At 62.2% G+C, this 25,046-nt stretch carries 22 protein-coding genes and 1 pseudogene; 15 read left to right on the forward strand and 8 right to left on the reverse strand.

The genetic code is table 11. The features are described from left to right. Window positions 1-13: 13 nt before the first annotated feature. The 4 genes from CLU85_RS06580 to CLU85_RS06595 are packed head-to-tail and all read right to left on the reverse strand — an operon-like array spanning window position 14 to window position 3,714. The gene (locus CLU85_RS06580; RefSeq protein ID WP_100409578.1) at window positions 14-499 is read right to left on the reverse strand and encodes a plastocyanin/azurin family copper-binding protein; all 486 of its coding nucleotides are present in this window, start codon (window positions 497-499) and stop codon (window positions 14-16) included. Window positions 500-534: 35 nt separating this feature from the next. Continuing rightward, a complete protein-coding gene (locus CLU85_RS06585; RefSeq protein ID WP_100412399.1) occupies window positions 535-1,947 on the reverse strand; it encodes a multicopper oxidase family protein in 1,413 nt (470 codons plus the stop codon). A gap of 19 nt (window positions 1,948-1,966) precedes the next feature. Continuing rightward, on the reverse strand, window positions 1,967-3,400 hold the full coding sequence (locus CLU85_RS06590) for a TolC family protein (protein WP_100409579.1): 1,434 nt from the start codon (window positions 3,398-3,400) through the stop codon (window positions 1,967-1,969). Next, window positions 3,397-3,714 carry a hypothetical protein gene (locus CLU85_RS06595; protein WP_100409580.1) on the reverse strand — a complete coding sequence of 106 codons (318 nt, stop codon included), beginning with the start codon at window positions 3,712-3,714 and terminating at the stop codon, window positions 3,397-3,399. The genes CLU85_RS06590 and CLU85_RS06595 overlap by 4 nt, the downstream gene beginning before the upstream one ends. 143 nt (window positions 3,715-3,857) lie before the next feature. Between CLU85_RS06595 and CLU85_RS06600 the strand changes: the two genes are divergently transcribed. The 4 genes from CLU85_RS06600 to fliE all read left to right on the forward strand — a co-directional run bounded on the left by CLU85_RS06600 (window position 3,858) and on the right by fliE (window position 7,750). After that, complete coding sequence (locus tag CLU85_RS06600; RefSeq protein ID WP_100409581.1) at window positions 3,858-4,544, forward strand: heavy metal response regulator transcription factor; 687 nt, start codon at window positions 3,858-3,860, stop codon at window positions 4,542-4,544. Next, window positions 4,541-5,947: a heavy metal sensor histidine kinase gene (locus CLU85_RS06605; RefSeq protein WP_100409582.1), complete on the forward strand. Its 1,407-nt coding sequence runs from the start codon at window positions 4,541-4,543 to the stop codon at window positions 5,945-5,947. Before CLU85_RS06600 ends, CLU85_RS06605 begins: the two co-directional genes overlap by 4 nt. After that, a complete protein-coding gene (locus CLU85_RS06610; protein ID WP_100409583.1) occupies window positions 5,940-7,202 on the forward strand; it encodes a type II restriction endonuclease in 1,263 nt (420 codons plus the stop codon). Before CLU85_RS06605 ends, CLU85_RS06610 begins: the two co-directional genes overlap by 8 nt. 239 nt (window positions 7,203-7,441) lie before the next feature. After that, window positions 7,442-7,750: a flagellar hook-basal body complex protein FliE gene (gene fliE, locus CLU85_RS06615; RefSeq protein ID WP_015012923.1), complete on the forward strand. Its 309-nt coding sequence runs from the start codon at window positions 7,442-7,444 to the stop codon at window positions 7,748-7,750. Window positions 7,751-7,892: 142 nt separating this feature from the next. Here fliE and CLU85_RS06620 read toward each other — a convergent pair whose 3' ends face one another. The 3 genes from CLU85_RS06620 to merR form a co-directional block, all read right to left on the reverse strand. After that, complete coding sequence (locus CLU85_RS06620; RefSeq protein ID WP_100409584.1) at window positions 7,893-8,417, reverse strand: DUF4148 domain-containing protein; 525 nt, start codon at window positions 8,415-8,417, stop codon at window positions 7,893-7,895. A gap of 95 nt (window positions 8,418-8,512) precedes the next feature. Further along, window positions 8,513-8,884, reverse strand: coding sequence for a hypothetical protein (locus tag CLU85_RS06625; protein ID WP_100409585.1), 372 nt, complete (start codon window positions 8,882-8,884; stop codon window positions 8,513-8,515). Window positions 8,885-9,081: 197 nt separating this feature from the next. Then, window positions 9,082-9,510: an Hg(II)-responsive transcriptional regulator gene (merR, locus tag CLU85_RS06630; protein ID WP_015012926.1), complete on the reverse strand. Its 429-nt coding sequence runs from the start codon at window positions 9,508-9,510 to the stop codon at window positions 9,082-9,084. A 70-nt stretch (window positions 9,511-9,580) separates the two neighbouring features. On the opposite strand from merR, the gene merT reads away from it, so the two are divergent. The 10 genes and pseudogenes from merT (at window position 9,581) to CLU85_RS06680 (ending at window position 22,032) form a co-directional block, all read left to right on the forward strand. Next, window positions 9,581-9,931: a mercuric ion transporter MerT gene (gene merT, locus CLU85_RS06635; protein WP_015012927.1), complete on the forward strand. Its 351-nt coding sequence runs from the start codon at window positions 9,581-9,583 to the stop codon at window positions 9,929-9,931. 15 nt (window positions 9,932-9,946) lie between these two features. After that, window positions 9,947-10,222: a mercury resistance system periplasmic binding protein MerP gene (gene merP, locus CLU85_RS06640; protein ID WP_008905582.1), complete on the forward strand. Its 276-nt coding sequence runs from the start codon at window positions 9,947-9,949 to the stop codon at window positions 10,220-10,222. Between the two features lie 71 nt (window positions 10,223-10,293). After that, on the forward strand, window positions 10,294-11,976 hold the full coding sequence (merA, locus tag CLU85_RS06645) for a mercury(II) reductase (protein ID WP_015012928.1): 1,683 nt from the start codon (window positions 10,294-10,296) through the stop codon (window positions 11,974-11,976). Window positions 11,977-12,297: 321 nt separating this feature from the next. Continuing rightward, a complete protein-coding gene (locus CLU85_RS06650) occupies window positions 12,298-12,570 on the forward strand; it encodes a hypothetical protein (RefSeq protein WP_015012929.1) in 273 nt (90 codons plus the stop codon). Window positions 12,571-12,783: 213 nt separating this feature from the next. Continuing rightward, the gene (locus CLU85_RS06655; protein ID WP_198509146.1) at window positions 12,784-13,023 is read left to right on the forward strand and encodes a DUF2933 domain-containing protein; all 240 of its coding nucleotides are present in this window, start codon (window positions 12,784-12,786) and stop codon (window positions 13,021-13,023) included. Between the two features lie 119 nt (window positions 13,024-13,142). Then, window positions 13,143-15,431: a heavy metal translocating P-type ATPase gene (locus CLU85_RS06660; protein WP_100409586.1), complete on the forward strand. Its 2,289-nt coding sequence runs from the start codon at window positions 13,143-13,145 to the stop codon at window positions 15,429-15,431. Between the two features lie 69 nt (window positions 15,432-15,500). Next, window positions 15,501-15,956, forward strand: coding sequence for a hypothetical protein (locus CLU85_RS06665; protein WP_056419907.1), 456 nt, complete (start codon window positions 15,501-15,503; stop codon window positions 15,954-15,956). 75 nt (window positions 15,957-16,031) lie between these two features. Next, on the forward strand, window positions 16,032-17,357 hold the full coding sequence (locus CLU85_RS06670) for a TolC family protein (protein ID WP_198509147.1): 1,326 nt from the start codon (window positions 16,032-16,034) through the stop codon (window positions 17,355-17,357). A gap of 12 nt (window positions 17,358-17,369) precedes the next feature. After that, window positions 17,370-18,887, forward strand: a complete 1,518-nt coding sequence (locus CLU85_RS06675) for an efflux RND transporter periplasmic adaptor subunit (protein ID WP_100409587.1) — start codon at window positions 17,370-17,372, stop codon at window positions 18,885-18,887. Continuing rightward, a pseudogene (locus CLU85_RS06680) lies at window positions 18,884-22,032 on the forward strand (efflux RND transporter permease subunit). The gene CLU85_RS06675 and the pseudogene CLU85_RS06680 overlap by 4 nt, the downstream one beginning before the upstream one ends. Window positions 22,033-22,474: 442 nt before the next feature. Here CLU85_RS06680 and CLU85_RS06685 read toward each other — a convergent pair. Continuing rightward, window positions 22,475-24,868, reverse strand: coding sequence for a heavy metal translocating P-type ATPase (locus CLU85_RS06685; protein WP_100409588.1), 2,394 nt, complete (start codon window positions 24,866-24,868; stop codon window positions 22,475-22,477). Between the two features lies 1 nt (window position 24,869). On the opposite strand from CLU85_RS06685, the gene CLU85_RS22955 reads away from it, so the two are divergent. Next, window positions 24,870-25,007, forward strand: coding sequence for a hypothetical protein (locus CLU85_RS22955; RefSeq protein WP_157803939.1), 138 nt, complete (start codon window positions 24,870-24,872; stop codon window positions 25,005-25,007). Window positions 25,008-25,046 lie beyond the last annotated feature (39 nt).

Raw genomic sequence — 25,046 nt, forward strand, 5'->3', positions numbered from 1 at the left:
AGGGATTCCCCGATTACTTCTTGACCACCGTGACCTGGCCCTTCATGCCTGCGTCGTAGTGGCCTGGGTACAGGCAGGCGAACTTCACTTCGCCAGCCTTGGTGAACTGCCAGATGATTTCGCCTTGCTTGCCGGGGGCCAGCGACACCTTGCTGGGCTCGTCATGCTCCATGTCCGGGAACTTCTTCATCGTCTCGTAGTGCTCCTTGAGTTCGGCATCGGTGCCCAGGCTGAACTCATGCTTGACCTGGCCACTGTTCTTGATCACGAACTTGACCGTTTCGCCCTGCTTGACGGAGATCGCGGCGGGCGTGAAGCGCATGGTGTCAGCCATGTCCACGTTGATTGTGCGACTGACTTTGGAGGCTTTGCCTGGTTCGCCGATGGCTGACTCCTCGCTTCCATGGCCGTGACCGCCGCTGTGGGTACCGCCCGCAAAGCTGTTGAAGGACAGGGCCACCAGGGCGGAGGCGGCGATCAGGGAAAGAGTGTGTTTCATAGTTACCTTGGGTTGTGGATGAGGAAAGGAGGCGATCAGTGGCCGCTGTGCGAAGACGGCTTTTTGACCTTGACGACAGTGTCCGAGCTGGACTTCTCTTTGCGGGGCATGGATTGGCCACCTTCGGCTTTGAAGCGGGCTGGCTCCGCCATCGGGCCGGTGTATTCGTACGCCACCGTGCCCTCCGGGTTCTTGTACCAACCCGGGTTCTTGTAGTCGCCCGGCTTCTGGTCGCGGCGCACCTTCAGGACACTGAACATGCCACCCATCTCCACCGAACCGAAGGGGCCTTCCCCCGTCATCATGGGGATGGTGTTGTCCGGAATGGGCATCTCCATCTCGGTCATGTCTGCCATGCCCCGCTCGCCCATGACCATGTAGTCGGGGATCAGGTTGTTGATCTTCTTGGCCACACCCCGGTGGTCCACGCCGATCATGGTGGGAATGTCGTGACCCATCGCGTTCATGGTGTGGTGGCTCTTGTGGCAGTGGAATGCCCAGTCACCTTCTTCGTCTGCGAGGAACTCGATCTGGCGCATCTGGCCTACGGCCACGTCGGTGGTCACTTCGTAGAGACGGGTGCTCTTGGGTGTGGGGCCGCCATCCGTTCCCGTTACCAAAAACTCGTGACCGTGCAGGTGCATCGGGTGGTTGGTCATGGTGAGGTTGCCAATGCGAATACGCACCTTGTCATTGAGCCGGACGTTCAAGGAGTCGATGCCAGGAAAGATGCGGCTGTTCCATGTCCACAGATTGAAGTTCGTCATCTCTGCAACCTTGGGTGTCGCGGCCCCTGGCTCAATGTCATAGGCACTGAGCAGGAAGCAGAAATCACGGTGCACTTCGTCGATCAGCGGATGCTTGGCCTTGGGGTGCGTGATCCAGAAGCCCATCATGCCCATGGCCATCTGGGTCATTTCATCGGCATGCGGGTGGTACATGAAGGTACCCGGTCGGCGTGCCACGAACTCGTAGACGAAGGTCTTGCCCGACTGGATCGCGGGCTGGTTCAGGCCCGCCACGCCATCCATGCCGTTGGGCAAACGCTGTCCATGCCAGTGGATGCTGGTGTGCTCGGGCAGCTTGTTGGTCACAAAAATGCGAACGCGGTCGCCTTCCACCACTTCAATGGTGGGACCAGGACTCTGGCCGTTGTATCCCCACAGGTGGGCCTTGAAGCCAGGGGCCATTTCGCGCACGACGGGTTCTGCCACCAGGTGGAACTCCTTGACCCCCTGGTTCATGCGCCAGGGCAGCGTCCAGCCGTTGAGCGTGACCACCGGGTTGTAGGGGCGCCCGGAGTTTGGCACCAGCGGCGCCATGGTGTCTGCGCTTGTCTGGTACACGGGTTCTGGCAGTGCGGCCATTGCCACGCGGCTCACACTCGCTGCGGCCACGGCCCCTCCGGCAATGCCAGCAAACCGGAAAAAATCTCTTCTTGAATTCATGTTGGTTTCCTTGAGGGGATCAGTGGCCTGCACCGGCTTCGGCAGCGGCTGCGCCACCGCCCGAGACGCCAGCGCTGGTGGGCTTGCCGATGAGAGAGGCCTGAAGGGCGGCGTCCGCCAGCCAGAACTGCTGTTCGGCGTTCAGGGCCGCCATCACCGAGTTCACCTGGTCGCGGGAGTCGGCAAGCAACTCGAAAACGCTGATCAGCATCCCGTTGTAGCGAAGCTGGTTTTCTTCGGAGATGGTTTTTCGCAGGGGGATCACCTCGTCGCGGTGGTGGCGCGCGATGTCATATGCCGTGCGGTACGCGGAGTAGCTCTCCCGAAGGTTCGAGCCTGCCGAGCGTGCGGTTGCTTCCAGGCGGTTGGCCGCAGCCAGGGTCTGCGCATTCATGGCGTCGCGCCGCATGCCCCCCCAATCGAAGATCGGCAGCTGCAAGCTGATCTCGAAGCCGCGCCGCGTGGAGTGGGTGTTCTCGGCGGCATCAAAGACTGAGTCGCGCCGCACGCCCAGCTCGATGTCCGTGAAGGTCGTGATCGTGTTCCAGCCTTGCGCGCGTGCGGCTGCGTCGTAGTCGGCCTTCGCGATCTGCAGATCCAGTCGCCCCTTGGATGCCTGGCGGCCAGCGTCCGATGGGGACAGCGGCTCCTTGGGCAGTGTGGGCAGGCGCTCAGGCAGCTTGAGTTGTTGGGCTTGGCTATCGTCCAGGCCCAGCAGCCGGACCAGTTCCTCACGGGCTGCCGTGACTTGGTGCTGGGCACTGGCCAGCTGGGTCGCTGTGTCGGCATAGAACGCTTGCTGGCGTGCACGGTCAAGCTTGTTGAAATTGCCCACCGCCTGCATGCGCTTGGCCAGTTCGGCACTTGCCTGGGCACTGGCGACGACCTGTTGGGTATAGATCAGCGTCTGTTGTGCAGCGACAGCGCGTACCCAGGATTGCCGAACCTGAGTGACTTGGTCCACTACATCGCTGCTCAGGCGCAACTGGGTCTGCTTGATGCGCTGCTCGGCGATGCCCTTGCGCGTCGGCAAAGTCAGCAGGTCCAGCAGGCCGAAGGACAGAAGGCGGCCGATCTCCGTCTCGCTGCCCAGGCGAACGCGCTCCAGGCTCAGGATGGGGTTGGCGATGCGGCCCGACTGGGCTGCCGTGGAAGCGTCCGCCCAGTTTTGGGCCACGAGGGCCTGCAGGGATGGGCTATTGACCAGCGCAAGTTGCACGGCATCCTTTTGGCTCAGCGGCTTGGCCAGCAGATCCGAAGCGCGCTGACGCAAGGTATCGCGCTCGTTCTGGTCCCGGGCCAAGGTGAGCTGGCCGTCTGTGAAACCGCTTGTGGCTGCATTGGCGCTGGTGAGGTTCTGCTCTAGATTCACGCTGGCGCAGCCAGACAAGACCGCCACTGCGGCCATGGCGATCACGAGTTTGGCGCGGGGCGTGCGCAAGGGGCGGCTCATTGTTTGCCCCCGTGGTGTGCGTCATGGCCCTGCGCGGGTTGGTCCTGACCGGTTGTGGGTGCCGCCTGGCGCATTTCCTTGGCATAGGTGCGCCAGCCTCCGATCTCGCCCACCTTGTCATTGGCCGCTCTCCAGGGCTGGACGGATTGCTCTTTGTAGGCCTCGTAGCCCGAAAGGGCTGAGCGGTACGAAAGCTGATAGTCCACCTTCGCGGGTTCGCCCTCGGGCATCTGAGCCAGGGCCAGGGACGGCGCTACTAGCGCGGCGGCCAGCCAGGGGGTTGAGGTAGGTCGTGAAAGCCAGGAATTTCTCATAGGTTCACCATGCGTTTTGATGCAACGCATTGTGTGAGTCGGTGCCTGCCATAGACATAACGGCTTCATTACATCTTTGTCATCTGGAAGAAAGCCTGCGATCTGCGGGCACACTTGCCGCCATTCGCAGCCAGGGAGATCCCGTGAAGATATTGATCGTCGAGGATGAAATCAAAACCGGCGAATACCTGCGCCAAGGCTTGCGTGAGGCGGGGTTCAACGCCGATCTGGTCCACAACGGAGTCGATGGCCTGCATCTGGCCCAGGAAGGTGACTACGACCTGGTAATCCTGGATGTGATGCTTCCTGGGATGGACGGCTGGCAGGTGCTCACCCATCTGCGCCGCCGGGGCCTGGAGATGCCTGTACTGTTTCTCACAGCCAAGGATCAGGTGCAAGACCGGATCAAAGGGTTGGAGCTGGGGGCGGACGACTACCTGGTCAAACCGTTTTCCTTTGCCGAGCTACTGGCGCGAGCGCGCACCATCCTCAGGCGTGGTCGCAATGGCACTGAGGTGACGATCCTCCAGGTGGCCGATCTCGAACTGGACCTCTTGCGGCGGCGAGTCAGCAGATCGGGCAAACGCATTGACCTCACGGCCAAGGAGTTCGGACTCCTGGAGCTGCTGATGCGCCGCCAAGGGGAAGTTCTGCCGCGCTCTCTGATCGCGTCGCAGGTGTGGGATATGAATTTCGACAGCGATTCCAACGTGATTGAGGTGGCGATGCGCAGGCTTCGGGCCAAGATTGACGATGCCTATGACGCCAAGCTGATTCAGACGGTGCGGGGGATGGGGTATGTGCTTGAAGCGCCGCAGGAGCGTGCGTGAAAGCCCGGTACTCGCTCACGACACGGCTGACGGTCTTTTTTACTTTGGCGTCCGCCCTTGTGCTGATCGGCCTGGGGACTCTCGTGGCTATTTCCATCGACCGGCATTTCGTGGAACTTGACCGCGATGCACTGCGTGACAAGGTTCACCTGACGCGTGAAGTCATCGGCAAATCGAAGTCGCCGCAGGATCTGAAGACGCGGCTGGATGACGTTTTGCACAGCCATGAGGGCCTCTTCGTCACCGTGCTTCGCAATGGTCAATCGCTGTACTCGACGGAGGACTTTGAGTTTCCTGCGGATTTGAGCGTGCGGACCCAGCATTCCCGCTTGGGGGTTGCCTCGTGGCGAATCAAGGACCGTGAGTACCGGGGAATGTCCGAAGCCGTGACGCTGTCGGGTTCCGCAGAGCCGCCGCTGCAGGTCTGGGTGGCCGTGGACATTGCCCACCACAAGCACTTCATGTACGAATTGATTTGGGTGCTTGTGGGCTACGTGGCATTGGCAACGCTGGTGGCTGGGGTCCTGGGCTGGTGGGCCGCAAAGAATGGATTGGCCCCCCTTCGCGCCATGCGGTCCCGCGCCATGGCCATCACGGCACAGCGGCTGGACGAGCGGATGCCAACCCAGGAGTTTCCGGTGGAGATGGCCGACCTGGCGACCACCCTCAACGAGATGCTCCGGCGTCTGAAGGAGGAGTTCGACCGGTTGTCCGAGTTTTCTTCGGACCTGGCCCACGAGCTGCGTACGCCCATCAACAATCTGATGACACAGACCCAGGTCACGCTCAGCCAGGCTCGTTCTTCCGAGGAGTACCAGGACATACTGGCTTCCAACGCCGAGGAGTACCAGCGCCTGGCCCGCATGGTGGCTGACATGTTGTTCCTGGCCAAGGCTGACCACGGTCTCATTCTTCCCAGCACGGAAAGAATCGCGGTCCATGATGAAGCTCAGGCTTTGTTTGACTTCTACGAGGCCTTGGCAGAAGAGAAGAAAGTCCGACTGCAATTGATCGGGACGGCGGAGATCACAGGCGACCGGTTGATGTTGCGCCGGGCGCTCAGCAATCTCCTGTCCAACGCCATTCGCTACACCCCACCAGGCGAGCTGGTGGTCGTGGACATCCAGGGGGGCCTGCACGGAACCACCGTGGACGTCGTCAACACTGGACCTTCCATCGAGGCGCAGATGATCCCCCGCCTGTTCGACCGCTTCTTTAGGGCGGACAAGTCGCGCAAGCAGCTGGACTCGGACGGAGCGGGGTTGGGCTTGTCCATTACCCAGGCGATTGTTCACGCACACCGGGGACGGATTTCCGTGAGTTCGGCGGATGGCAGGACTTGTTTTTCGATGTATTTCCCCAGTGCACAGAGCATTGGCAAGCACCTCACGACAGATGCATGACCCTTTGGAAACTCTCATAGACTGCTGGAAGGCAGACCCGAGCAGCACCTACAACACCTGGTTCTTGTGGGATCAGCGGATCAAGAACTTCCGCTCCATTCGCCGAGGCATTGCTCAGGTGGTGCAGGACATCCGGGGCGGAACGTTTGGCAACGCCTACCGAGGCTCCTCGCTAGAGACGATCGTGGGTTCCGTGGCAGAGCAGCGCCAGATTTTCAAAGGGGCGGACCACGCGTTCCTCTGGAAACCCAAGCTGCGGATTCCGGACATCTACGAGAACACGAGCAACCAGCTCGCCTTCGCAGACCTTCTTCACACTTGCGATCACTGTGACTGCGCAGAAGACGTAGTGGCCGCCATACAGCGCATTGATGCAATTGGCATCAAAGGCTTGGGCCCAGCAGTCGCCAACTTGCTGTACTTCATCCACCCAACGCTGGTCTCTCCCTTCAACACGGCCATCGTCAATGGTTTCAACGCGGTGACCGGGGGGCGCGTGAAGCTCGGACGCTGGGACCACTATCTTTCGATGCGAGAAGGTTTGCTACGCTTGAACGCGCACTACCGGCTGAAGCTATCGAATGATCTGGGTGCGATCGCGGGACTCATGTTTGACATTGGCAGTGGCCGATATGCTGCGCCGCCACCAGCCATGGATCAGGCGGCGACAGCTCTCTGGCAAGAAGACCTTGAACGTGTGCGGCAGGAATCCACCGCATTGCAACGGGAACTGTCCCAGGCGACCGAGAGCGATGCGACCCACACGGGTGTCCAGGCTTCGCTGCGCGACCTGGGAAAGGCCCTCGGCTTCGAGGTCTGGATCGCGTCCAACGACCGGGGCCGCGCCTATGGCGGGGGGGTGCTGGGAGACGGATGCCTCTCGCAGTTGCCAGCCAGCCTGGACCGAGGACTGGAGTCCGTGCGACTGATCGATGTTGTATGGGTTGATCCCCAGACCTCGCAATTCGCCGCCGCATTCGAAGTCGAACACACCACGTCCATCTATTCGGGCATCGTACGCATGCTCGATCTGGCCCTGGGCACGCCGGTTGCAGGCAACTGCGCCCTGTTTCTGGTGGCTCCAGACAATCGCAGAGACAAGGTCGCTGAGCAACTTCAAAGGCCTGCCTTCTCCAGGGTGTCGGAGCTGGGAATCCGGTACTTGCCTTACAGCCAGCTGGAGCAGAACCATGCCTCCATGAGCCGCTTTGGGTCCAGCATCAAGCCGTTGCTGGAGATTTCGCAGCGGCTGTGAGCCACGGCTATTTCGTGCGGCGCGCTTCGCTGCGCTCGGCTCTTTGGGCCCCAGGGATGCGGCGACCCACGGCGATGTCGGCAAGATGAAGTTTCTGTTATCCCGAACGGCGGGATTGACGGGTGGCGCCTTGCGTTGCGAAAGCTACAGATCGAACTCCAATCTCTACGATTGGGCGTTGCCTCGGTACAGATTTCGAGGCAGAACTTCGCAAACTCTTCGCCCCAGAAAGCCTCGGCATGAACGTCACGACAAAGCCATTGGATGCACTATTGCCTGTCAGTTCGCTGGGAAACTCTGTGCCCAAAGCACCGAGCATCCAGGGAGGCGGTTTTCTGGACGCGATGAAGCAGGCGCTTTCAACCACAAGCCAGTTGCAGAGTGAGTCTGGTCGCCTAAGCCGCGAGGTCACATTCGGCAATCCCACGGTCAGTCTTGAAGAAACGATGCTCGCTGGAGTCAAGTCGAACATCGCGTTTCAGGCCACGCTTCAGAGCCGCAACCGCATTGTTCAGGCCTACACCGATGTGATGAACATGCAGGTCTGATGCTCGGAGGTCGGAGCAATGCAAAAGCAGATGTCGCACGCACTTGCTGCTGGCACCGCAGACGTGCATGGCGAGCCAACTGGAGATGGGCCTGTTTCGAAAGACCCCTCCAGATCAGCAGCCGACCGCCCGGAGAACCTGTTTAGAACCGAGGGGCCTTGGTGGATTCGTCCGAGGTGGCGGCCACAGCTGCATGGTGCGCTGCGTGGTAGCGGTCAGGATAGATTTCATTGAGCTTGCGGCCGTCTTCGCCCACAGCGATGATTTCTCCTTCGCGGATGGCGCGTGCCAACTCACTCTTGACTTGTTCCCGCGTCTTCAACGACTTGCCTGCCACGATCGGATAGCGACCAGACATCAACTCATTGCGTTTGACTCCGAATTCACCGGCCACCATGATGTCACCCGTACGGATAGCCTGCTCCAATTCTTCCCGCACTTGCTCGCGGGATTTGCTAGCCTGAGTCGAAGTAGTCGAGCGATAGGCTCCGGGGTTGATTTGCTTGAGAGTCATCCCCGAGTCGCCTGCAGCAAGCATCTCGCCGTTTTGCTGAGCCTGCGCCAATTCAGCCAGCACTTGTTCGCGCGTCTTGCTGACCGCTTGGTCCGACGCAAAAGCGGGGGCTGCGATGAGGGAAAGGACGATGAGGGTGGACTTCAGTTTCATGATGGTGTTTCCTTTTTGGGTAGATGGCAATGGTTCAGGTGCAACCGCAGGCCGGTTTGGGAGGGCACGCGGTTGCCGGTGATCGTTGAGAGGGTTCAGGGCAGTTGGCGGGCATCGACCCAGCCAGCTTCGCCGCCCATATCCCGTACACCGTCACGACCGACGGGGTTGCGCTTGGCTGACTGCAACTCATCGAGGACTTGCTGGCGGGTCTTGGTCAGTTTGGGGCCCGGAACGAGTGGATAAGTGGCAGGGTAGCCACGGCTGATCCAGTACAGCGAACCGTCCTTCTGAGCGGCCAGCACGGTGCTTTCGACCGCTTGGCGGCTCACCGCATTGCCCAAATGGTCGGCGGCCAGGCTCACGCCTTCCTCCTGGCTTGGGCTTGCGTGGTAAACGGAAGTTGCGAAAGAGGCGGTGGCGGATGCAGCAAGGCTGGCGACGAGGATTGCGGTACGAACTTTCATGATGGTCTCCTGTGGCGCCGGATGCCCGATATGGTTCATCCAGGTGGCGTTTTCTGCACCACGGAGAGAAGTCTAAAAATTGCCGCCCCACATGGAGGTGACCTCCTGATTACGCTTTCGACAGCAATCTGCAATCCACTAAAACCCGAGTGCATCCCCCGCGTCGGTTCTGGGCGTCATACGACACTGCGGCCACCTCATTGCGGCAACGAGAGTCTCCCGCCGTCCTGCAGCGACGCAATCAGCGGGCAGGAGACATTCCCTTTTCTCGCATGGCATGCGCATACCAGTTCAGACAGCACCGACTCCATGCGTGCCAAATCGGCTATCTTCTCGCGCACATCCTTGAGCTTGGACTCAGCCAGTGCGCTGGCTTCTTCACAATGAGTTCCATCGTCTAGCCGCAGCAGCTCGGCTATTGCATCCAGGCTGAAGCCCAGGCGCTGAGCCGCTTTGACGAAGCGCACCCGCGTCACATCTGCATCTCCATAGCGGCGGATGCTGCCGTGAGGCTTGGCCGGCTCGGGCAACAATCCCTTGCGCTGATAGAACCGGATGGTCTCTACATTGACCCCGGCCGCCTCGGCAAAAGCGCCGATCGTAAAACTCTCCAAATTGGCTTTCATACCGCTTGACTCCGTACATGACTACGGAAGTAAGGTTACGGGATTCAACCAATTTTGAAAGGTCAAGCGCATGTCGGAGCCAAACAACGGGCGCACAGCGCTCTTCGCCGGAGGGCTGGCGGCCATCCTTGCCTCGACTTGCTGCCTCGGACCGCTGGTCCTGATCACCCTGGGATTCAGCGGGGCATGGATTGGCAAGCTGACCGCGCTGGAGCCCTACCGCCCGATCTTCATCGGGGTCGCGCTGGTGGCGCTGTTCTTCGCCTGGCGGCGCATTTACCGCCCGGTGCAAGCCTGTAAACCGGGGGAGATCTGCGCGATTCCCCAGGTGCGAGCTGCCTACAAGCTTATTTTCTGGAGCGTGGCCGCACTGATTGTGGTCGCGCTCGGGTTCCCCTATGTCATGCCATTTTTCTATTGATCACAGGAGTTCTTCATGAAACAACTACTTGCCTCCCTGGCGCTCACCCTGGCCGTTGTCCCCGTGTGGGCCGCCACCCAGACCGTCATGCTGGCCATTCCCGGCATGACCTGCTCCACCTGCCCGATCATCGTCAAAAAAGCGCTTTCCAAGATCGAAGGCGTTAGCGAAGTTGAGGTGACCTTTGAGACGCGCGACGCAGCTGTCACCTTCGATGACGCAAAGACCAGCGTGCAGAAGCTGACCAAGGCAACCGCAGAGGTGGGGTTTCCATCCAGTGTCAAGCGGTGAAGCATTGACAACTGCACTGCAGCGCATGTGATGCCGTTACCTGGCGCGCACAAGCAAAAAGGATCTGTCGCATGACCCATCTGACAATCACCGGCATGACCTGCGGTTCGTGTGCGGCACACGTCAAAAAAGCCTTGGAAGACGTGCCCGGCGTACAGTCGGCATTTGTCTCCCACCCCGAAGGCACTGCCCAACTTGTCACCCTGCCGGGCACATTGCCCGATGCTCTGACTGCCGCTGTGGCCAGACTGGGCTACAAAGCAATGCTCGCCGATGTCCCCCCCAAACACAACCACGCTGGATCGCTCGATCAGGTGCGTCAGTGGACAGGGGGCGCTGACAAGCGCCGTGGCAACGAGCGTCCGCTGCAAATAGCCGTGATCGGAAGTGGTGGAGCCGCTATGGCGGCAGCACTGAAGGCCGTCGAGCAAGGCGCGCACGTCACGCTGGTGGAGCGAGGCACCATCGGCGGAACTTGTGTGAACATTGGCTGTGTGCCGTCCAAAATCATGATCCGCGCCGCGCATATCGCGCATCTGCGCCGAGAAAGCCCGTTCGATGGGGGCATGTCACCCACACCGCCGACGATCCTGCGCGAGCGGTTGCTAGCGCAGCAGCAGGCACGTGTCGAAGAACTCCGCCATGCCAAGTACGAAGGCATCCTGGACGGCAACCCAGGCATCACGGTGTTGCACGGTGAAGCGCGTTTCAAGGACGATCGGAGCCTTGTCGTCCGTTTGAGCGAGGGGGACGAGCAGATCGTGGTGTTCGACCGCTGTTTGGTCGCGACAGGAGCCAGCCCGGCCCTACCGCCGATTCCGGGTTTGAAAGAGTCACCCTACTGGACTTCGACGGAGGCGCTCGCCAGTGCCACCGTTCCCGAACGGCTGGCTGTGATTGGCTCGTCGGTGGTGGCGCTGGAGCTGGCCCAGGCTTTTGCCCGGCTAGGCAGCAAAGTAGTGATTCTGGCGCGCAGCACCTTGTTTTTCCGGGAGGACCCGGCCATCGGAGAGGCCATGACTGCTGCTTTTCGTGCCGAAGGCATCGAGGTGCTGGAGCACAGGGAAGCCAGCCAGGTCGCGCATGTTGACGGTGAATTTGTGCTGACGACGGGGCACGGAGATATCCGCGCTGACAGGCTGCTGGTCGCAACGGGGCGGACACCGAACACGCACAGCCTCGCGCTGGACGCGGCGGGGGTCACAGTCAATGCGCAGGGGGGCATCGTCGTTGACAAGGGCATGCGCACCAGTGGCCGGAACATTTACGCGGCAGGCGATTGCACCGACCAGCCTCAATTCGTCTATGTGGCCGCAACCGCAGGCACGCGCGCGGCCATCAACATGACCGGTGGGGAAGCGGCACTCGACCTGACCGCGATGCCCGCCGTGGTGTTCACCGATCCACAAGTAGCAACCGTGGGCTACACCGAAGCAGGAGCGCGCAATGGCGGCATTGAGACCGACAGCCGGCTGTTGACGCTGGACAACGTGCCACGTGCGCTCGCCAACTTCGACACGCGTGGTTTTATCAAGCTGGTGACCGATACCACCGGGCACTTGATTGGCGTGCAGGCGGTCGCGCCGGAAGCTGGCGAACTGATCCAGACGGCGGCCCTGGCAATTCGGCACCGCATGACAGTGCAGGAGCTGGCCGACCAGTTGTTCCCCTATTTGACGATGGTCGAGGGACTCAAGCTCGCGGCGCAGACCTTCAGCAAGGACGTCAAGCAGCTTTCTTGCTGTGCAGGATGAGAAGCGGGCGAGATGATGAGAGTGCCCGCACAGTAGCTCAAATCGCTATTGATTGGCGCCGACTTGCCAAGCAACAGCCAACGCCGAGCGAACTTGGTGCAGGGACACTTTTCTGAGTGAAATTTCTCAGCATCCGAAACGCTTCACGGCGCGCCCAAAGCGGCGCCTGCCAGCATTACAGAAATATCATCGACCCATCATCTTCTGGTGTGTTGCTGTATTCCAAACTTCCCCTCGTCACGACGCGCACCGAGCCCATCGGACCGCGTGGGGCCGTCAGCCTGGCTGACGTTTCAATGACTCATGATGAGGGTTAAGACCATGTTCAAAAAGATCTTTGCACCCGCCGTTGTCGCGGCGCTGTCGATGGCTTGTGCAGTTGCTTTCGCAGCTTCCGCTGGCAACGAGGCACGCGACCAGGCATCGCCGGTCAAGATGCAGGTCGGGGAAGAAACGGCACGCTACTGGAGTCATCCGAGGCTGGGAATGGTCAAGGTGGACGCCGCTGGCCGCATGCTCACGGGTGACTCTGCCAAGGATGATGCTGCGCGATCTGCAGCTCCTTCCGGCAATCCCTCGACCCGCACACGTTGACGCACCCCGGCGAGGCGGTGCAACACCCGTAGCGTCCAGGGAAGGCGGCAAGGGAGCATTGCTGCGATCAAAGTTGAACGCCTGGACATACCGCCATTCATGTGACGCAAGTCAAGGATTGATGATGATCATGCTTGACATTGCCACCATGTAAACCCTTATCGTTCCCCCAAGGTCCATCACCATCTCGATGACCACTTCTTGGAGATCGCCATGAACCACGACCACACCACAGGGCATTCAGAAGCTGCCAACGCCAGCGGAGGCAGCCGCAAATTGATCGGCGCGGTGATCATGCTTGCGCTCATCGGGGCATTCTTCTTGCTCAGGGAGCATTGGTCGCACATCGCGGGCTACTGGCCGTATCTGCTCTTGCTGGCTTGCCCGTTGATGCACCTCTTACATGGGCACGGGGGGCACGGCTCTCACGAAGGCGATTCGAGCAAAAAGTAATCTTGCAGGCACACAACACATTTGCAGGGAGGCCATTCATGTCCAACGCGGAACCGCACGATCACACCCACCATGGCCATCAGCATCATGAGGGGGTCCACGGGGATACACCGCCGCCCATGACGAAACTGAAAGATCCAGTCTGCGGTATGGACGTGACGGAACAATCGCATCACTCGGCGGAGCATGAGGGGCGGCACTACTACTTCTGTAGCGCCAAGTGCCAAACGAAGTTTGTTGAGGACCCGGACAAGTACGCTGTCACGCCTCCCGGTACCGACAAGGTTGCGCGAGAGCCAGAAGCCACTCAGCCCGGCACCATCTACACCTGCCCCATGCACCCTGAGGTGCAGCAGGACCACCCCGGGAACTGCCCCAAATGCGGCATGACGCTGGAGCCCATGCTCCCCACGCTGGATGAGGGAGAAAACGCCGAACTCGTGGATTTCCGGCATCGCTTCTGGTGGACGTTGCCACTGACCGTGGTGGTCACTGTTCTGGCCATGGTGGGGCACAGGCTGCAGTGGTTCGAAATGGCCACCCAGAGCTGGATTGAGCTGGTGCTGACGGTACCCATCGTGCTGTGGGCTGGCTGGCCCTTCTTTGTGCGTGGTGCCCAGTCCATCGCGAACCGCAGTCCCAACATGTGGACCTTGATCGGCCTGGGCACGGGCGCCGCATTTGTCTACAGCGTGGTCGCGACCGTTGCGCCGGGGGTATTTCCAGCCTCGTTCCAGGCCATGGGCCGCGTGGCGGTGTACTTCGAAGCCGCAGCTGTCATCATCTCGCTCACGCTGCTGGGCCAGATGCTGGAGCTGAAAGCACGCTCCCAGACCTCAGCCGCCATCAAATCGCTGCTGGGCCTGGCCCCCAAGACCGCACGGCGTATCGACGCCAACGGTCAGGAGAGTGATGTTCCCTTGTCCCATGTCCATGTGGGAGACCTCTTGCGCGTACGTCCCGGTGAGAAGGTGCCGGTGGATGGCGTGGTGGTCGAGGGGAGCAGCGCGGTGGACGAAGCCATGCTCACTGGCGAGCCGGTGCCCATCGTCAAGGGGCCTGGCGATGCCGTCATCGGTGCCACGCTCAATACCAACGGGGCACTGGTGATCCGGTCCGAGCGGGTGGGCTCCGCCACCATGCTGTCCCAGATCGTTCAGATGGTTGCGCAGGCACAGCGCTCACGGGCTCCCATGCAGCGCATGGCGGACCAGGTGGCGGGCTATTTCGTGATGGCCGTGGTGGGTATCGCGTTGCTCACACTGTTCGCGTGGGGCCTGTTCGGTCCGGAGCCACGCTGGGTCTACGGCCTGGTCAATGCAGTTGCGGTGTTGATCATCGCGTGCCCTTGTGCGTTGGGATTGGCAACACCCATGTCGATCATGGTGGCTACCGGCCGGGGGGCGACCAGCGGGGTTCTGTTCAGGGACGCAGCAGCCATCGAGAACCTGCGCAAGGTGGATACGCTGATCGTGGACAAGACTGGCACGCTCACAGAGGGCAAGCCTTCCTTCGAGCGGGTTGTTGCCATGCCCGGTCTGTCCGAGGATGAGGTTCTGCGCCTGGCAGCCAGTCTGGATCAAGGCAGCGAGCATCCGCTGGCCGATGCCATTGTCCAAGCGGCCCGCGCCAAGGGGCTGGCCCTGGACAAGCCCGAGGACTTTGAGTCCGGGTCGGGCATCGGGGTGCGCGGACAGGTCGCTGGACGCCAGCTCGCCCTGGGCAACACAGTCCTCATGGAGCAGGTCGGGGTTTCTGCGAACCCGCTGCTTGCGCAGGCAGAGGCCTTGCGCGCCACAGGCGCCAGCGTGATGTACCTGGCGGCCGATGGCCAGCTTCAAGGCCTGCTGGCGGTCTCGGATGCCATCAAGGCCAGCACGCCGGAAGCGCTGGCGACCTTGCACGCGGCGGGGCTGCGCATTGTCATGGCCACGGGCGACGGCATGACCACCGCCAAGGCGGTGGGGGCAAAGCTGGGGATTGATGAGGTTCATGGCGAGGTCAAGCCTGCGGACAAGCTGGCCCTGGTGTCCCGGCTGCAGGCCGAAGGCCGTGTTGTTGCCATGGCGGGTGACGGGATCAATGACGCGCCCGCCCTTGCCAAGGCAGACGTGGGGATCGCGATGGGTACTGGCACCGATGTGGCGATGAACAGCGCACAGGTCACCTTGGTCAAGGGCGATCTGCGAGGGATTTCCACAGCGCGGGAACTGTCCGAGGCGACGGTGGGTAACATGAAGCAGAACCTCATGTTCGCCTTCCTCTACAACGCGCTGGGCATACCGATTGCGGCAGGGCTGCTGTATCCCTTCACCGGCTGGCTGCTGTCGCCGATGATCGCGGCCCTGGCGATGAGCCTGAGTTCTGCCTCGGTGATCACCAACGCCCTGCGGCTTCGCAAGGGCTGAGATGGCTCGGCAGGCCCGGATTTGATCTAGGTTAAGTCCGTGGCCACCGCTGGGGATACCATTCGCACCATGATCTTCGCCAGAAGCACCGTATCGCGCCAAGGACGCTGGATAGCCAGCGTTCTGATTGCGGCGTTGCTTCTGATGCAGTTCGCGTTGGCCGCCTATGCCTGTCCCAAGCTGGACTCTGCAGCCCATGCGGCATCGATGCAAAAAGCGGGCATGGCCATGGAAGATGCAGTGGGTATGCCCTCCATGCCTGATTGTCACGCGATGGCGGGCACCATGGACGAGCAGGACCCTCAGCTGTGCCGAGCCCACTGTGATGGCGACAGCTTGTCCTCCCCCTCGCTCCAAGGTCTCGATCTGCAGGCGCTCGCGGCGCACGCCATCTGGGTCGCCTACGTGCTGCCTGTGATCCTGGACTCCGAGCGCCACATTGACCCTCGGGCTGTCTACGCGGAGCTGGACATTCGAGCGGGCTCTCCCCCCATCTATCTAACCCATCAGGTCTTTCGGAATTGATCGTGCACGTCTTGCGCGCTGCCTTGCAGCGTTTGCGCAAGTCTGATTTCGTGCCCCTTCATTTCGAGGACCATCATGCCCAACATCTCCTTCGGCGCTCCCTGCGAGCGCCTGTCTGCGCACCAGCGCATTCATCCCATCTCGCAGCGCATCCGGGTGCGCAACCTCCACCATCTGCGCCTGGGCGCTCTCGGGCTCCTGCTGCTCGGCGCCGGCTTGGCTGGGAACCCGGCGCACGCCCTGGGCTTTGCCGAGGCATTGGACTTGGCGGAACAGCAAAGTCCTCGCATCACGGCGCAGCGGCTGCAGATTGACGCAGCCAGCAGCACCCAGAAGGCCGCAGGGGCACTGCCGGATCCCAAGCTCTCAGTCGGGATCGAGAACTTTCCCATCAGCGGCATGGACCGCTTCAGCCTCACACGCGAGTCCATGACCATGCAGCGCCTGGCGCTGATGCAGGAGGTGCCCAACCGTGCCAAGCGCGATGCCCAGATTGCCGGTGCCGAGGCCAAGGTGGAACGCGAACGCGCCGCCCTGGGCGTCCAGCGCCTGCAGATCCGCCAGGAGCTGAGCCAAGCGTGGATCATGGCCCAGGCTATCGAGCAACGTGATCAGGTGCTCACCGGTCTACTGAGTGAGAACCAGCGCCTGCAGGACAGCCTGACTGCTCGCATCGCCGGAGGCACGGCCCAGGCCGCAGACCTGCTGATGGCCAGGCAGGAGGCGCTTGCGCTGTCGGACCGTCGGGACGATCTGCAGCGGGACCGGTCCAAGGCCAGGGCGATGTTGCGGCGCTGGGTTGGCGCTCGCGCCGACGAGGCGCTACAGGGCACTCCTGGGCCGCTGAGCCGCCCCTTGGACCAACTGCGGTCAGAGGTACACCGCCACGCGGAACTTGCGCAGTACCCCGCCATGCAGGCCATGGCCTTGGCGGAAACGCGCGAAGCCCAGGCAGAAACCAAGGGTGATTGGTCCTGGGAAGTCGCCTACAGCCGCCGCGACCGCCGCTGGGGCGACATGGTGTCCTTCCAGGTGAGCTTCGACCTTCCATGGCAACAGGAGCGGCGCCAGGCACCCCAGATCAAGGCCAAGCAGCTAGAGCTGCAGCGCCTGGAAGCCGAGCAGGAAGACGTGACCCGCAGGCACCTGCAGGAGCTGGAGGACAGCGCCTCAGAGCTGGCGGCACTGAACAGTCAGATCGAGCGGCTGCAATCGGCGGGCATGGGCTTGGCACAGGGGCGTGCCGAACTCGCGTTGGCCAATTACCAGTCTGCCAAAGGCGACTTGAGCGCCGTGCTGGCGGCCAGGGCCCAAGTGCGGGAGACGCACTGGCGGCTCATTGATCTGCAGGCGCAGCGGGACACCGTGATTGCCCGTCTGAACAGCCTGATCGCGGACTGAAGGGAGAACCACATGACCAATACCGTTTTCAAGAAGACCACTGTGGCCGTGGCACTGGTGGCTGCTGGCATTGCCCTCGGTTGGGGCGTCTCCCAATGGCGCATTGCGAGCAGTCATCCATCTGGCGCTACCCCTCCATCGGCAGAAGCGGCGAAGGCCGACCGCAAGGTGCTGTACTGGTACGACCCCATGGTGCCAACGCAGAAGTTCGACAAGCCAGGCAAGTCGCCCTACATGGACATGGCGCTGGTTCCCAAGTACGCCGATGAGGACGCACAACAAAGCACCGGTTTGAATGTCTCGGCACAAGCGGTGCAAGCCCTCGGCCTGCGCACCGCCACGGTGGAGCAGCGCGACATTGGATCCGATGTGGACGTGCTGGGCACGGTCCAGCTCAATGACCGGGATGTGAGTATCGTCCAGGCGCGTTCTGCAGGATTTGTGGAGCGTGTCTATGCCCGGGCCCCGGGTGACGTGGTGGCCGCAGGCGCGCCATTGGCCGATTTACTGCTGCCTGAGTGGGTGGCTGCGCAGCGCGAGTTCCTCGCTGTCCGGGCGCTCAAGGAAGAGTCGCTGACGGCCGCTTCGCGTCATCGGTTGTCACTGCTGGGCATGCCTGCCTCGCTCGTGGCCCAGGTGGAGCGCACGGGCGAACCTCAGGGCCGCTACACGGTGACCTTCCCACAAGCAGGGATGGTGGCCGAACTGATGGTGCGCCAGGGCATGACGGTCTCTGCGGGTGCCAGTCTCGTACGCGTAAACGGTCTGGCCAGCGTCTGGATCGAAGCGGCCGTTCCCGAAGCGCAAAGCGGTCCCTTGCAACTGGGGCAGGACGCCCAGGTGCGCCTGGCCGCGTTTCCGGGCGAAACCCTCAAAGCCCGTGTCGTGAGCATCCTCCCAGAGGCCAACCGGGACACCCGCACGGTGCGCGTGCGCCTGGAGCTTCCCAACCCCACCCAGCGCCTGAAGGCGGGCATGTCCGGGCAGATTGCCCTGGCCGGACGTATGCAACCAGCGCTGCTGGTGCCCAGCGAAGCAGTGATCCGAACCGGTAAGCGGGCACTGGTTTACGTGGTGGACGGCCCCGGCAAGTACCACCCCGTCCAGGTACAACTTGGCGCGGAAATCGATGACCGACTCGTCATTCAAAGCGGACTCACCGCAGGGCAGCAGGTGGTCGCCTCGGCGCAGTTCCTGATCGACTCGGAAGCCAGCCTGCGAGGCATCATGCCCGCTCAACCTCCCGGCAGCAGCGCACAACCCATCGCTGAACAGGGTTCCTCGGCCTCTGCGGCTCCGGCGTCCAAGAGCTTTACGGTGCGAGGGGTGGTCGATGAGGTCACGCCAACCGAGCTGACCCTTACCCACGAGGCCGTGCCTGAACTGAAGTGGCCCGGCATGACCATGCCATTCAAGCTGGCAAACCCAGAGCTGGCCAAGGCCCTGAAACCGGAGCAGCAGGTCAAGTTCACCTTCCAGCAGCAAGGCAAGGACTTCGTGATCACTGCCGTGGAAAGGATCAAGCCATGATCGCACGTCTGATCCGCTGGTCGGTGGCGAACCGACTCCTGGTTCTGCTGGCGACCGTGATGCTCACGGCCTGGGGCGTGTGGGGCGTGCGCAGCACCCCCGTGGACGCGCTCCCCGATTTGTCGGATGTCCAGGTCATCATCCGCACCTCCTACCCCGGCCAGGCGCCGCAGATCGTGGAAAACCAGGTGACCTACCCGCTGGCCACCACCATGCTGTCCGTCCCGGGCGCCAAGACGGTGCGCGGCTTCTCGTTCTTTGGCGACTCGTTTGTCTACATCCTGTTCGAGGACGGCACGGACCTGTACTGGGCACGTTCCCGGGTGCTGGAGTACATGAACCAGGTGCAGGGGCGACTACCCGCCACGGCCAAATCGTCGCTCGGCCCCGACGCCACCGGGGTCGGCTGGATCTACCAATATGCGCTGGTGGACCGCACCGGCAAGAACGATCTCGCCCAGCTGCGGGCCCTGCAGGACTGGTTCCTGAAATTCGAACTCAAGAGCCTGCCCAATGTCGCGGAAGTGGCGTCGGTGGGCGGCATGGTCAAGCAGTACCAGGTGGTGCTCGATCCGATCAAGCTCGCAGCCCAAGGGCTGACCCAGGGGCAGGTGCGTGATGCCATCCTGGGAGCGAACCAGGAAACGGGAGGGTCGGTGCTGGAGTTGTCCGGGGCCGAGTACATGGTGCGCGCCAGCGGCTACCTCAAGACGCTGGACGACTTCAGGGCCATCCCGCTGGTGTCGCGCGCCGGGATTCCCGTGCGCCTGGGCGATGTCGCAACGCTGCAGATCGGACCGGAGATGCGGCGCGGCATCGCCGAACTCGACGGCGAGGGGGAAGTGGCCGGTGGCGTGGTGGTCCTGCGCTCGGGCAAGAATGCCCAGGAAACCATCCAAGCCGTCAAGGCCAAGCTCAGCGAGCTGCAAAGCAGCCTGCCCCAGGGCGTGGAGATCGTCACAACCTACGACCGCAGTGCGCTCATTGAGCGGGCGATCCAGAACCTCACCACCAAACTCGTGGAGGAGTTCATCGTGGTGGCTGTGGTCTGTGTCTTGTTCCTCTGGCACCTGCGCTCGGCACTGGTCGCCATCATTTCTCTGCCGCTGGGGATCATGGCGGCGTTTCTGGTGATGCGCTACCAGGGCATCAACGCCAACATCATGTCTCTGGGTGGCATTGCGATCGCAGTGGGCGCCATGGTTGATGCGGCCGTGGTGATGATCGAGAACGCCCACAAGAAGCTGGAGGCCTGGCAGCACAAGCATCCCGACCGCCAACTGGTGGGGGAAGAGCGCTGGAAGGTAATCACCGAAGCCGCCGAGGAGGTAGGCCCCGCGCTGTTCTTCTCGCTGCTCATCATCACCTTGTCCTTCGTGCCCGTCTTTACGCTGGAAGCACAGGAAGGTCGCCTGTTTGGACCGCTGGCGTTCACTAAGACCTACGCGATGGCCGCAGCTGCGGCCCTCTCGGTCACGCTGATCCCGGTCCTGATGGGCTACTGGATCCGGGGCCGCATCCCAGATGAGCAAAAGAACCCGATCACGCGCGCGCTGATTGCCGTGTACCGGCCTTGCCTGGAATGGGTTCTGCACCGCCCCAAATCCACACTGGTCATCGCCGTGCTGGCGCTGACGACCACGATCTGGCCCCTCTCGCGGCTGGGGGGCGAGTTCCTGCCCAGGCTCGATGAAGGCGATCTGCTGTACATGCCTTCGGCGCTCCCGGGCCTGTCGGCACAGCGGGCGACGGAGCTTCTGCAACTGAGCAACCGGATGATCAAGACGGTTCCCGAGGTCGAGCGCGTCTTCGGCAAGGCTGGCCGCGCGGAGACCGCAACCGATCCGGCACCGCTGGAAATGTTCGAGACCACGGTGAAGCTCAAGCCCAGAGACCAATGGCGTCCAGGAATGACGCCCGAGGGTCTGATCGAGGAGCTGGACAAGGCCGTCAAGATTCCTGGCCTGTCCAACATCTGGATTCCACCCATCCGCAACCGGATTGACATGCTGGCCACCGGCATCAAGAGTCCCATCGGGGTCAAGGTGACCGGCAACGACCTGAAGGTGATCGACGGGATCGCTGCCCAAGTCGAGCAGGTCGCCAAGGGCATTCCGGGAGTGACTTCGTCGTTGGCAGAGCGCCTGACGGGGGGGCGCTACGTCGATGTCCGCATCGACCGCACGGCCGCAGGGCGCTACGGGCTGAACGTGTCCGAAATCCAGGCCGTGGTCTCCGGGGCCATCGGTGGTGAAAACGTGTCTGAAACGGTCGAGGGCTTGGCCCGCTTCCCGATCAACCTGCGCTATCCGCGTGAGTGGCGCGACTCCCCGGAACGCCTGGCCCAGTTGCCCATCTCCACGCCCATGGGGCAGCAGATCACGCTGGGCACGGTGGCCAGCATCTCCATCACCGATGGCCCCCCATGCTCAAGAGCGAGAACGCCCGCCCATCGGGCTGGGTGTATGTCGATGTGCGGGGGCGCGATCTGGCATCGGTGGCCAATGACCTGCGCGATGCGGTGGGCCGCCAGATCAAGCTGGAGCCCGGGGTCAGCATCACGTACTCAGGTCAGTTCGAGTACCTGGAGCGGGCCAATGCCCGCCTGAAAGTCGTGGTGCCTGCCACCTTGCTGATCATCTTCGTGCTGTTGTACTTGACCTTCTCGCGCATGGGCGAGGCGGGACTGATCATGGCGACGCTGCCATTCGCGCTCACTGGGGGCATCTGGTTCCTGTACCTGATGAACTACAACCTGTCCATCGCCACCGGTGTGGGCTTCATCGCTCTGGCGGGGGTCGCGGCAGAGTTCGGGGTGGTCATGCTCATCTACCTCAAGCAGGCACTCGCAGAGAGATGTCCAGACGGCAGGCAGCCCGCGCTCGAAGAGCTGCTGGACGCGATCCGGGAAGGTGCAGTTTTGCGCGTCCGACCCAAGGCCATGACCGTGGCCGTTATTCTGGCGGGCCTGGTGCCCATCGTGTGGAGCAGCGGGACGGGCTCGGAGGTCATGAGCCGCATTGCGGCCCCCATGCTGGGCGGCATGGTGACGGCACCGCTGCTGTCCTTGTTCGTGATTCCTGCGGCTTATGTGCTGATGAGAAGGCCGAGAAAGCGCGATCAGCTAGACACTGAGGCTTCGTGAGGCTGGCCTGAGGCCTCGGTGGAAATCCAGCTTGCTGACCGCGGAACTGCGCTAGAACGCCAGGTGAGGCGATTTTTATCGAACTGCTCCAGCAGCACTTGATCCATGCACGGGCGATGACCCGCTGAAGGCCTACAGTGGGGACCGGGCATGACGAAGGCTCGGGCTGACATGGCTGCCCGAGCCCTGTAGGCCCTGCAGCAGCAGAATGTGTAGTACTTGATTGCTCGCGAGGTGGACAAGACTTCCACTTTCTTTGGGAACGGGTAGTCTTTGATCTGCGTTGGCGCCAAGTAACTGGTAGACCCATGTCTCCAAGGTCGCCAAATGAACATCGGTCATCCCCTTGACCGATACCAAGCCCCCAAGCCGCTCAGCCTACGCGGAACAAGTGCCTGACAAACGGGGTTCCTCGGCCACAGGTACGCTGAGCGAACAATCACTAGTGGGAATGTGCATGTTCCTTAGGCTGCATAGGCGGGGCCTTGGAAGCCGACTCCACCCGCGTACCGCGAAGCAGGCGCAGGCCGTTGCCCACCACCAGTAAGCTGGCCCCCATGTCCGCAAAAACGGCCATCCACATGGTCGCAGTGCCTACCACCGCCATCACCAGAAAGACGCTCTTGATGCCCAGCGCCAGGGTGATGTTCTGCCAGAGAACCGCATGAGTGCGCTTGGACAGGCGCACGGTCTCAGCGACGCGCTGCAGGTCATCGTTCATGATGACCACGTCGGCCGCTTCCATCGCCGTGTCGGTTCCCGCGCCACCCATGGCAAAGCCGATGTCGGCCTGCGCCAGCGCCGGCGCGTCATTGATGCCATCGCCGGTCATGCCGGTGGCACCATAGCGCTTTTGCATCTCCTTGATGGCATCAAGCTTGGCTTCGGGCAGCAGATCTCCGCGGGCATCGTCAATGCCGGCCTGCGCTGCGATGGCCTTTGCCGTGGCCGTGTTGTCGCCTGTCAGCATCACCGAGGTCACCCCCAGTGCTTTGAGATCGACGATGGCCTGCTTTGAGGTCTCGCGGATGGTGTCCGCTACCGCGAACAGCGCCAGGACGCGAGATTCGTCCGCAAGGAGGGTTACCGTGCGGCCTTGCTTTTCGTGGATGGCCAGCTCCGCTTCCAGTTCCGGTCCGCACAATCCCTGCTCGTGGATCAGCCGGTGATTGCCCAGCACCACTCGCGCACCATTGACCATGCCCTCGACACCGCGCCCGGGCAAGGCCTTGAAGTTCTCAGCCTCTGGGCCTTGCGCCTCCAGGCCCTGAACAATCGCCTTGGAAACCGGGTGATCGGATCGGGCTGCCAGGCTGGCAGCCATTTGCTGGATTGCGGACTCATCGCCGGCACGCCACACCTGCCACTTCACCAACTTGGGTTTGCCCTCGGTAATGGTGCCCGTCTTGTCCAGCGCAACGGCTTTGAGGAGCCGCGCGTCTTCCAGGTAGGTTCCGCCCTTGATCAAGATCCCGCGGCGCGCGCCAGCGGCCAATCCGCTGACCACCGTGACGGGCGTGGAGATGACCAGAGCACATGGACAGGCGATGACCAGCAGCACCAAGGCCTTGTAGATCGCCTCCAGCCAGGTCAGGCCCATCAGGAAAGGGGTCAGGACCGCTACCGCCACGGCAATGGCGAAGACAGCAGGGGTGTATATCGAGGCGAAGCGGTCGACGAAGCGCTGCGTCGGTGCACGAGTGCCCTGTGCCTGCTCCACGGCCTGGATGATTCTGGCCAAGGTGGTGTTGCTGGACAAGGCGGTGACCTCAAACTCCAGCTCGCCGGTCTCGTTGATGGTCCCCGCGAACACCTGGTCGCCAGGCGCCTTGTCCACGGGGATGCTCTCGCCAGTCACCGGGGCCTGGTTGATGGCCCCGTTGCCCTTGGTCACCTTGCCATCGAGCGGCACCCGCTCGCCTGGCTTGATGCGCACGGTGGCTCCAATGGCCACCGAAGCCACCGGTGTAGCGGACCATGCCCCATTTGCTCCCAGAACCAGTGCCTCTTCCGGCGCCAGTTCCAGCAAGCCCTTGATGGCGTTACGGGCCCGGTCCACGGCTTTGGCCTCGATGAGTTCAGCAATCGCGTACAGGGCCATCACCATGGCGGCCTCAGGCCACTGACCGATGAGGAATGCGCCCGTGACGGCCACCGACATCAGCGCATTGATGTTGAGCTTGCCGCGCAGCAGTGCCGCAATGCCTTTTTTGTAGGTGTCGATCCCCGCCAGCCAGATGGCCACGGCGGCGATGGCCATGCCGGCCACCTTCCAGGCCATCTGGTCGGGTGCAAAGAAGGACAGGACCTCAGCCCCAGTCGCGAACACCAGCGCAGCCAACAACCGGGAGATGCCGCCTGCAAAACCATGTCCTTGGTCGTGATCGTCGGCTGTTGCGCCCGCCTGTCCGCCCTCGGAGCCATCGGCGCCGACCACTGGCTGCGGATCAAAGCCGGCTTTTCGGATGGCATCAAGTGCCAGCGGGTAGGTGCTTTCCTCTGCGCCGATCTTGAGCGTCCGCGCGCCCAGCTGAAAACCCAGAGAGCGGATTCCATCCAGAGGCTCCAGCGCCCGGCGAATCTCCGCCTCCTCGGCACTGCAGTCCATGGTCGCAATGCGAAACACCCGGCCCTGGCCACCCTGGGTGGTTGCCGCAGTGGCCACCGGCTGTGGATCAAAGCCCGCCTTGCGGATGGCATCGAGCGCCAGGGGCAAGGCGCGATCCTCCGCATCGATCTTCAGTGTGCGCGCGCCCAGCTGGAAACCCAAGGACCGGATTCCCTCAAGAGGTTCTAGCGCCCGCCGGATCTCCGACTCCTCGGCGCTGCAGTCCATGGTGGCGATTCGGAATAGCGTGCCCTGGCCTGGGCTGCTTGCAGCGGCAGGAACCGAGGCAACGGTACTGGTGCAGCCCGAGGAGCAGCAGGTGTCAACAACGCTGGAGGAAGTGCTGGTTTCTGGTTTCATGGCCTAATTGGAAACCCTGTAGTGACCTTAAAGTCAAGCGACTTCC

Source organism: Acidovorax sp. 69, assembly GCF_002797445.1.
GTDB lineage: Bacteria > Pseudomonadota > Gammaproteobacteria > Burkholderiales > Burkholderiaceae_C > Acidovorax.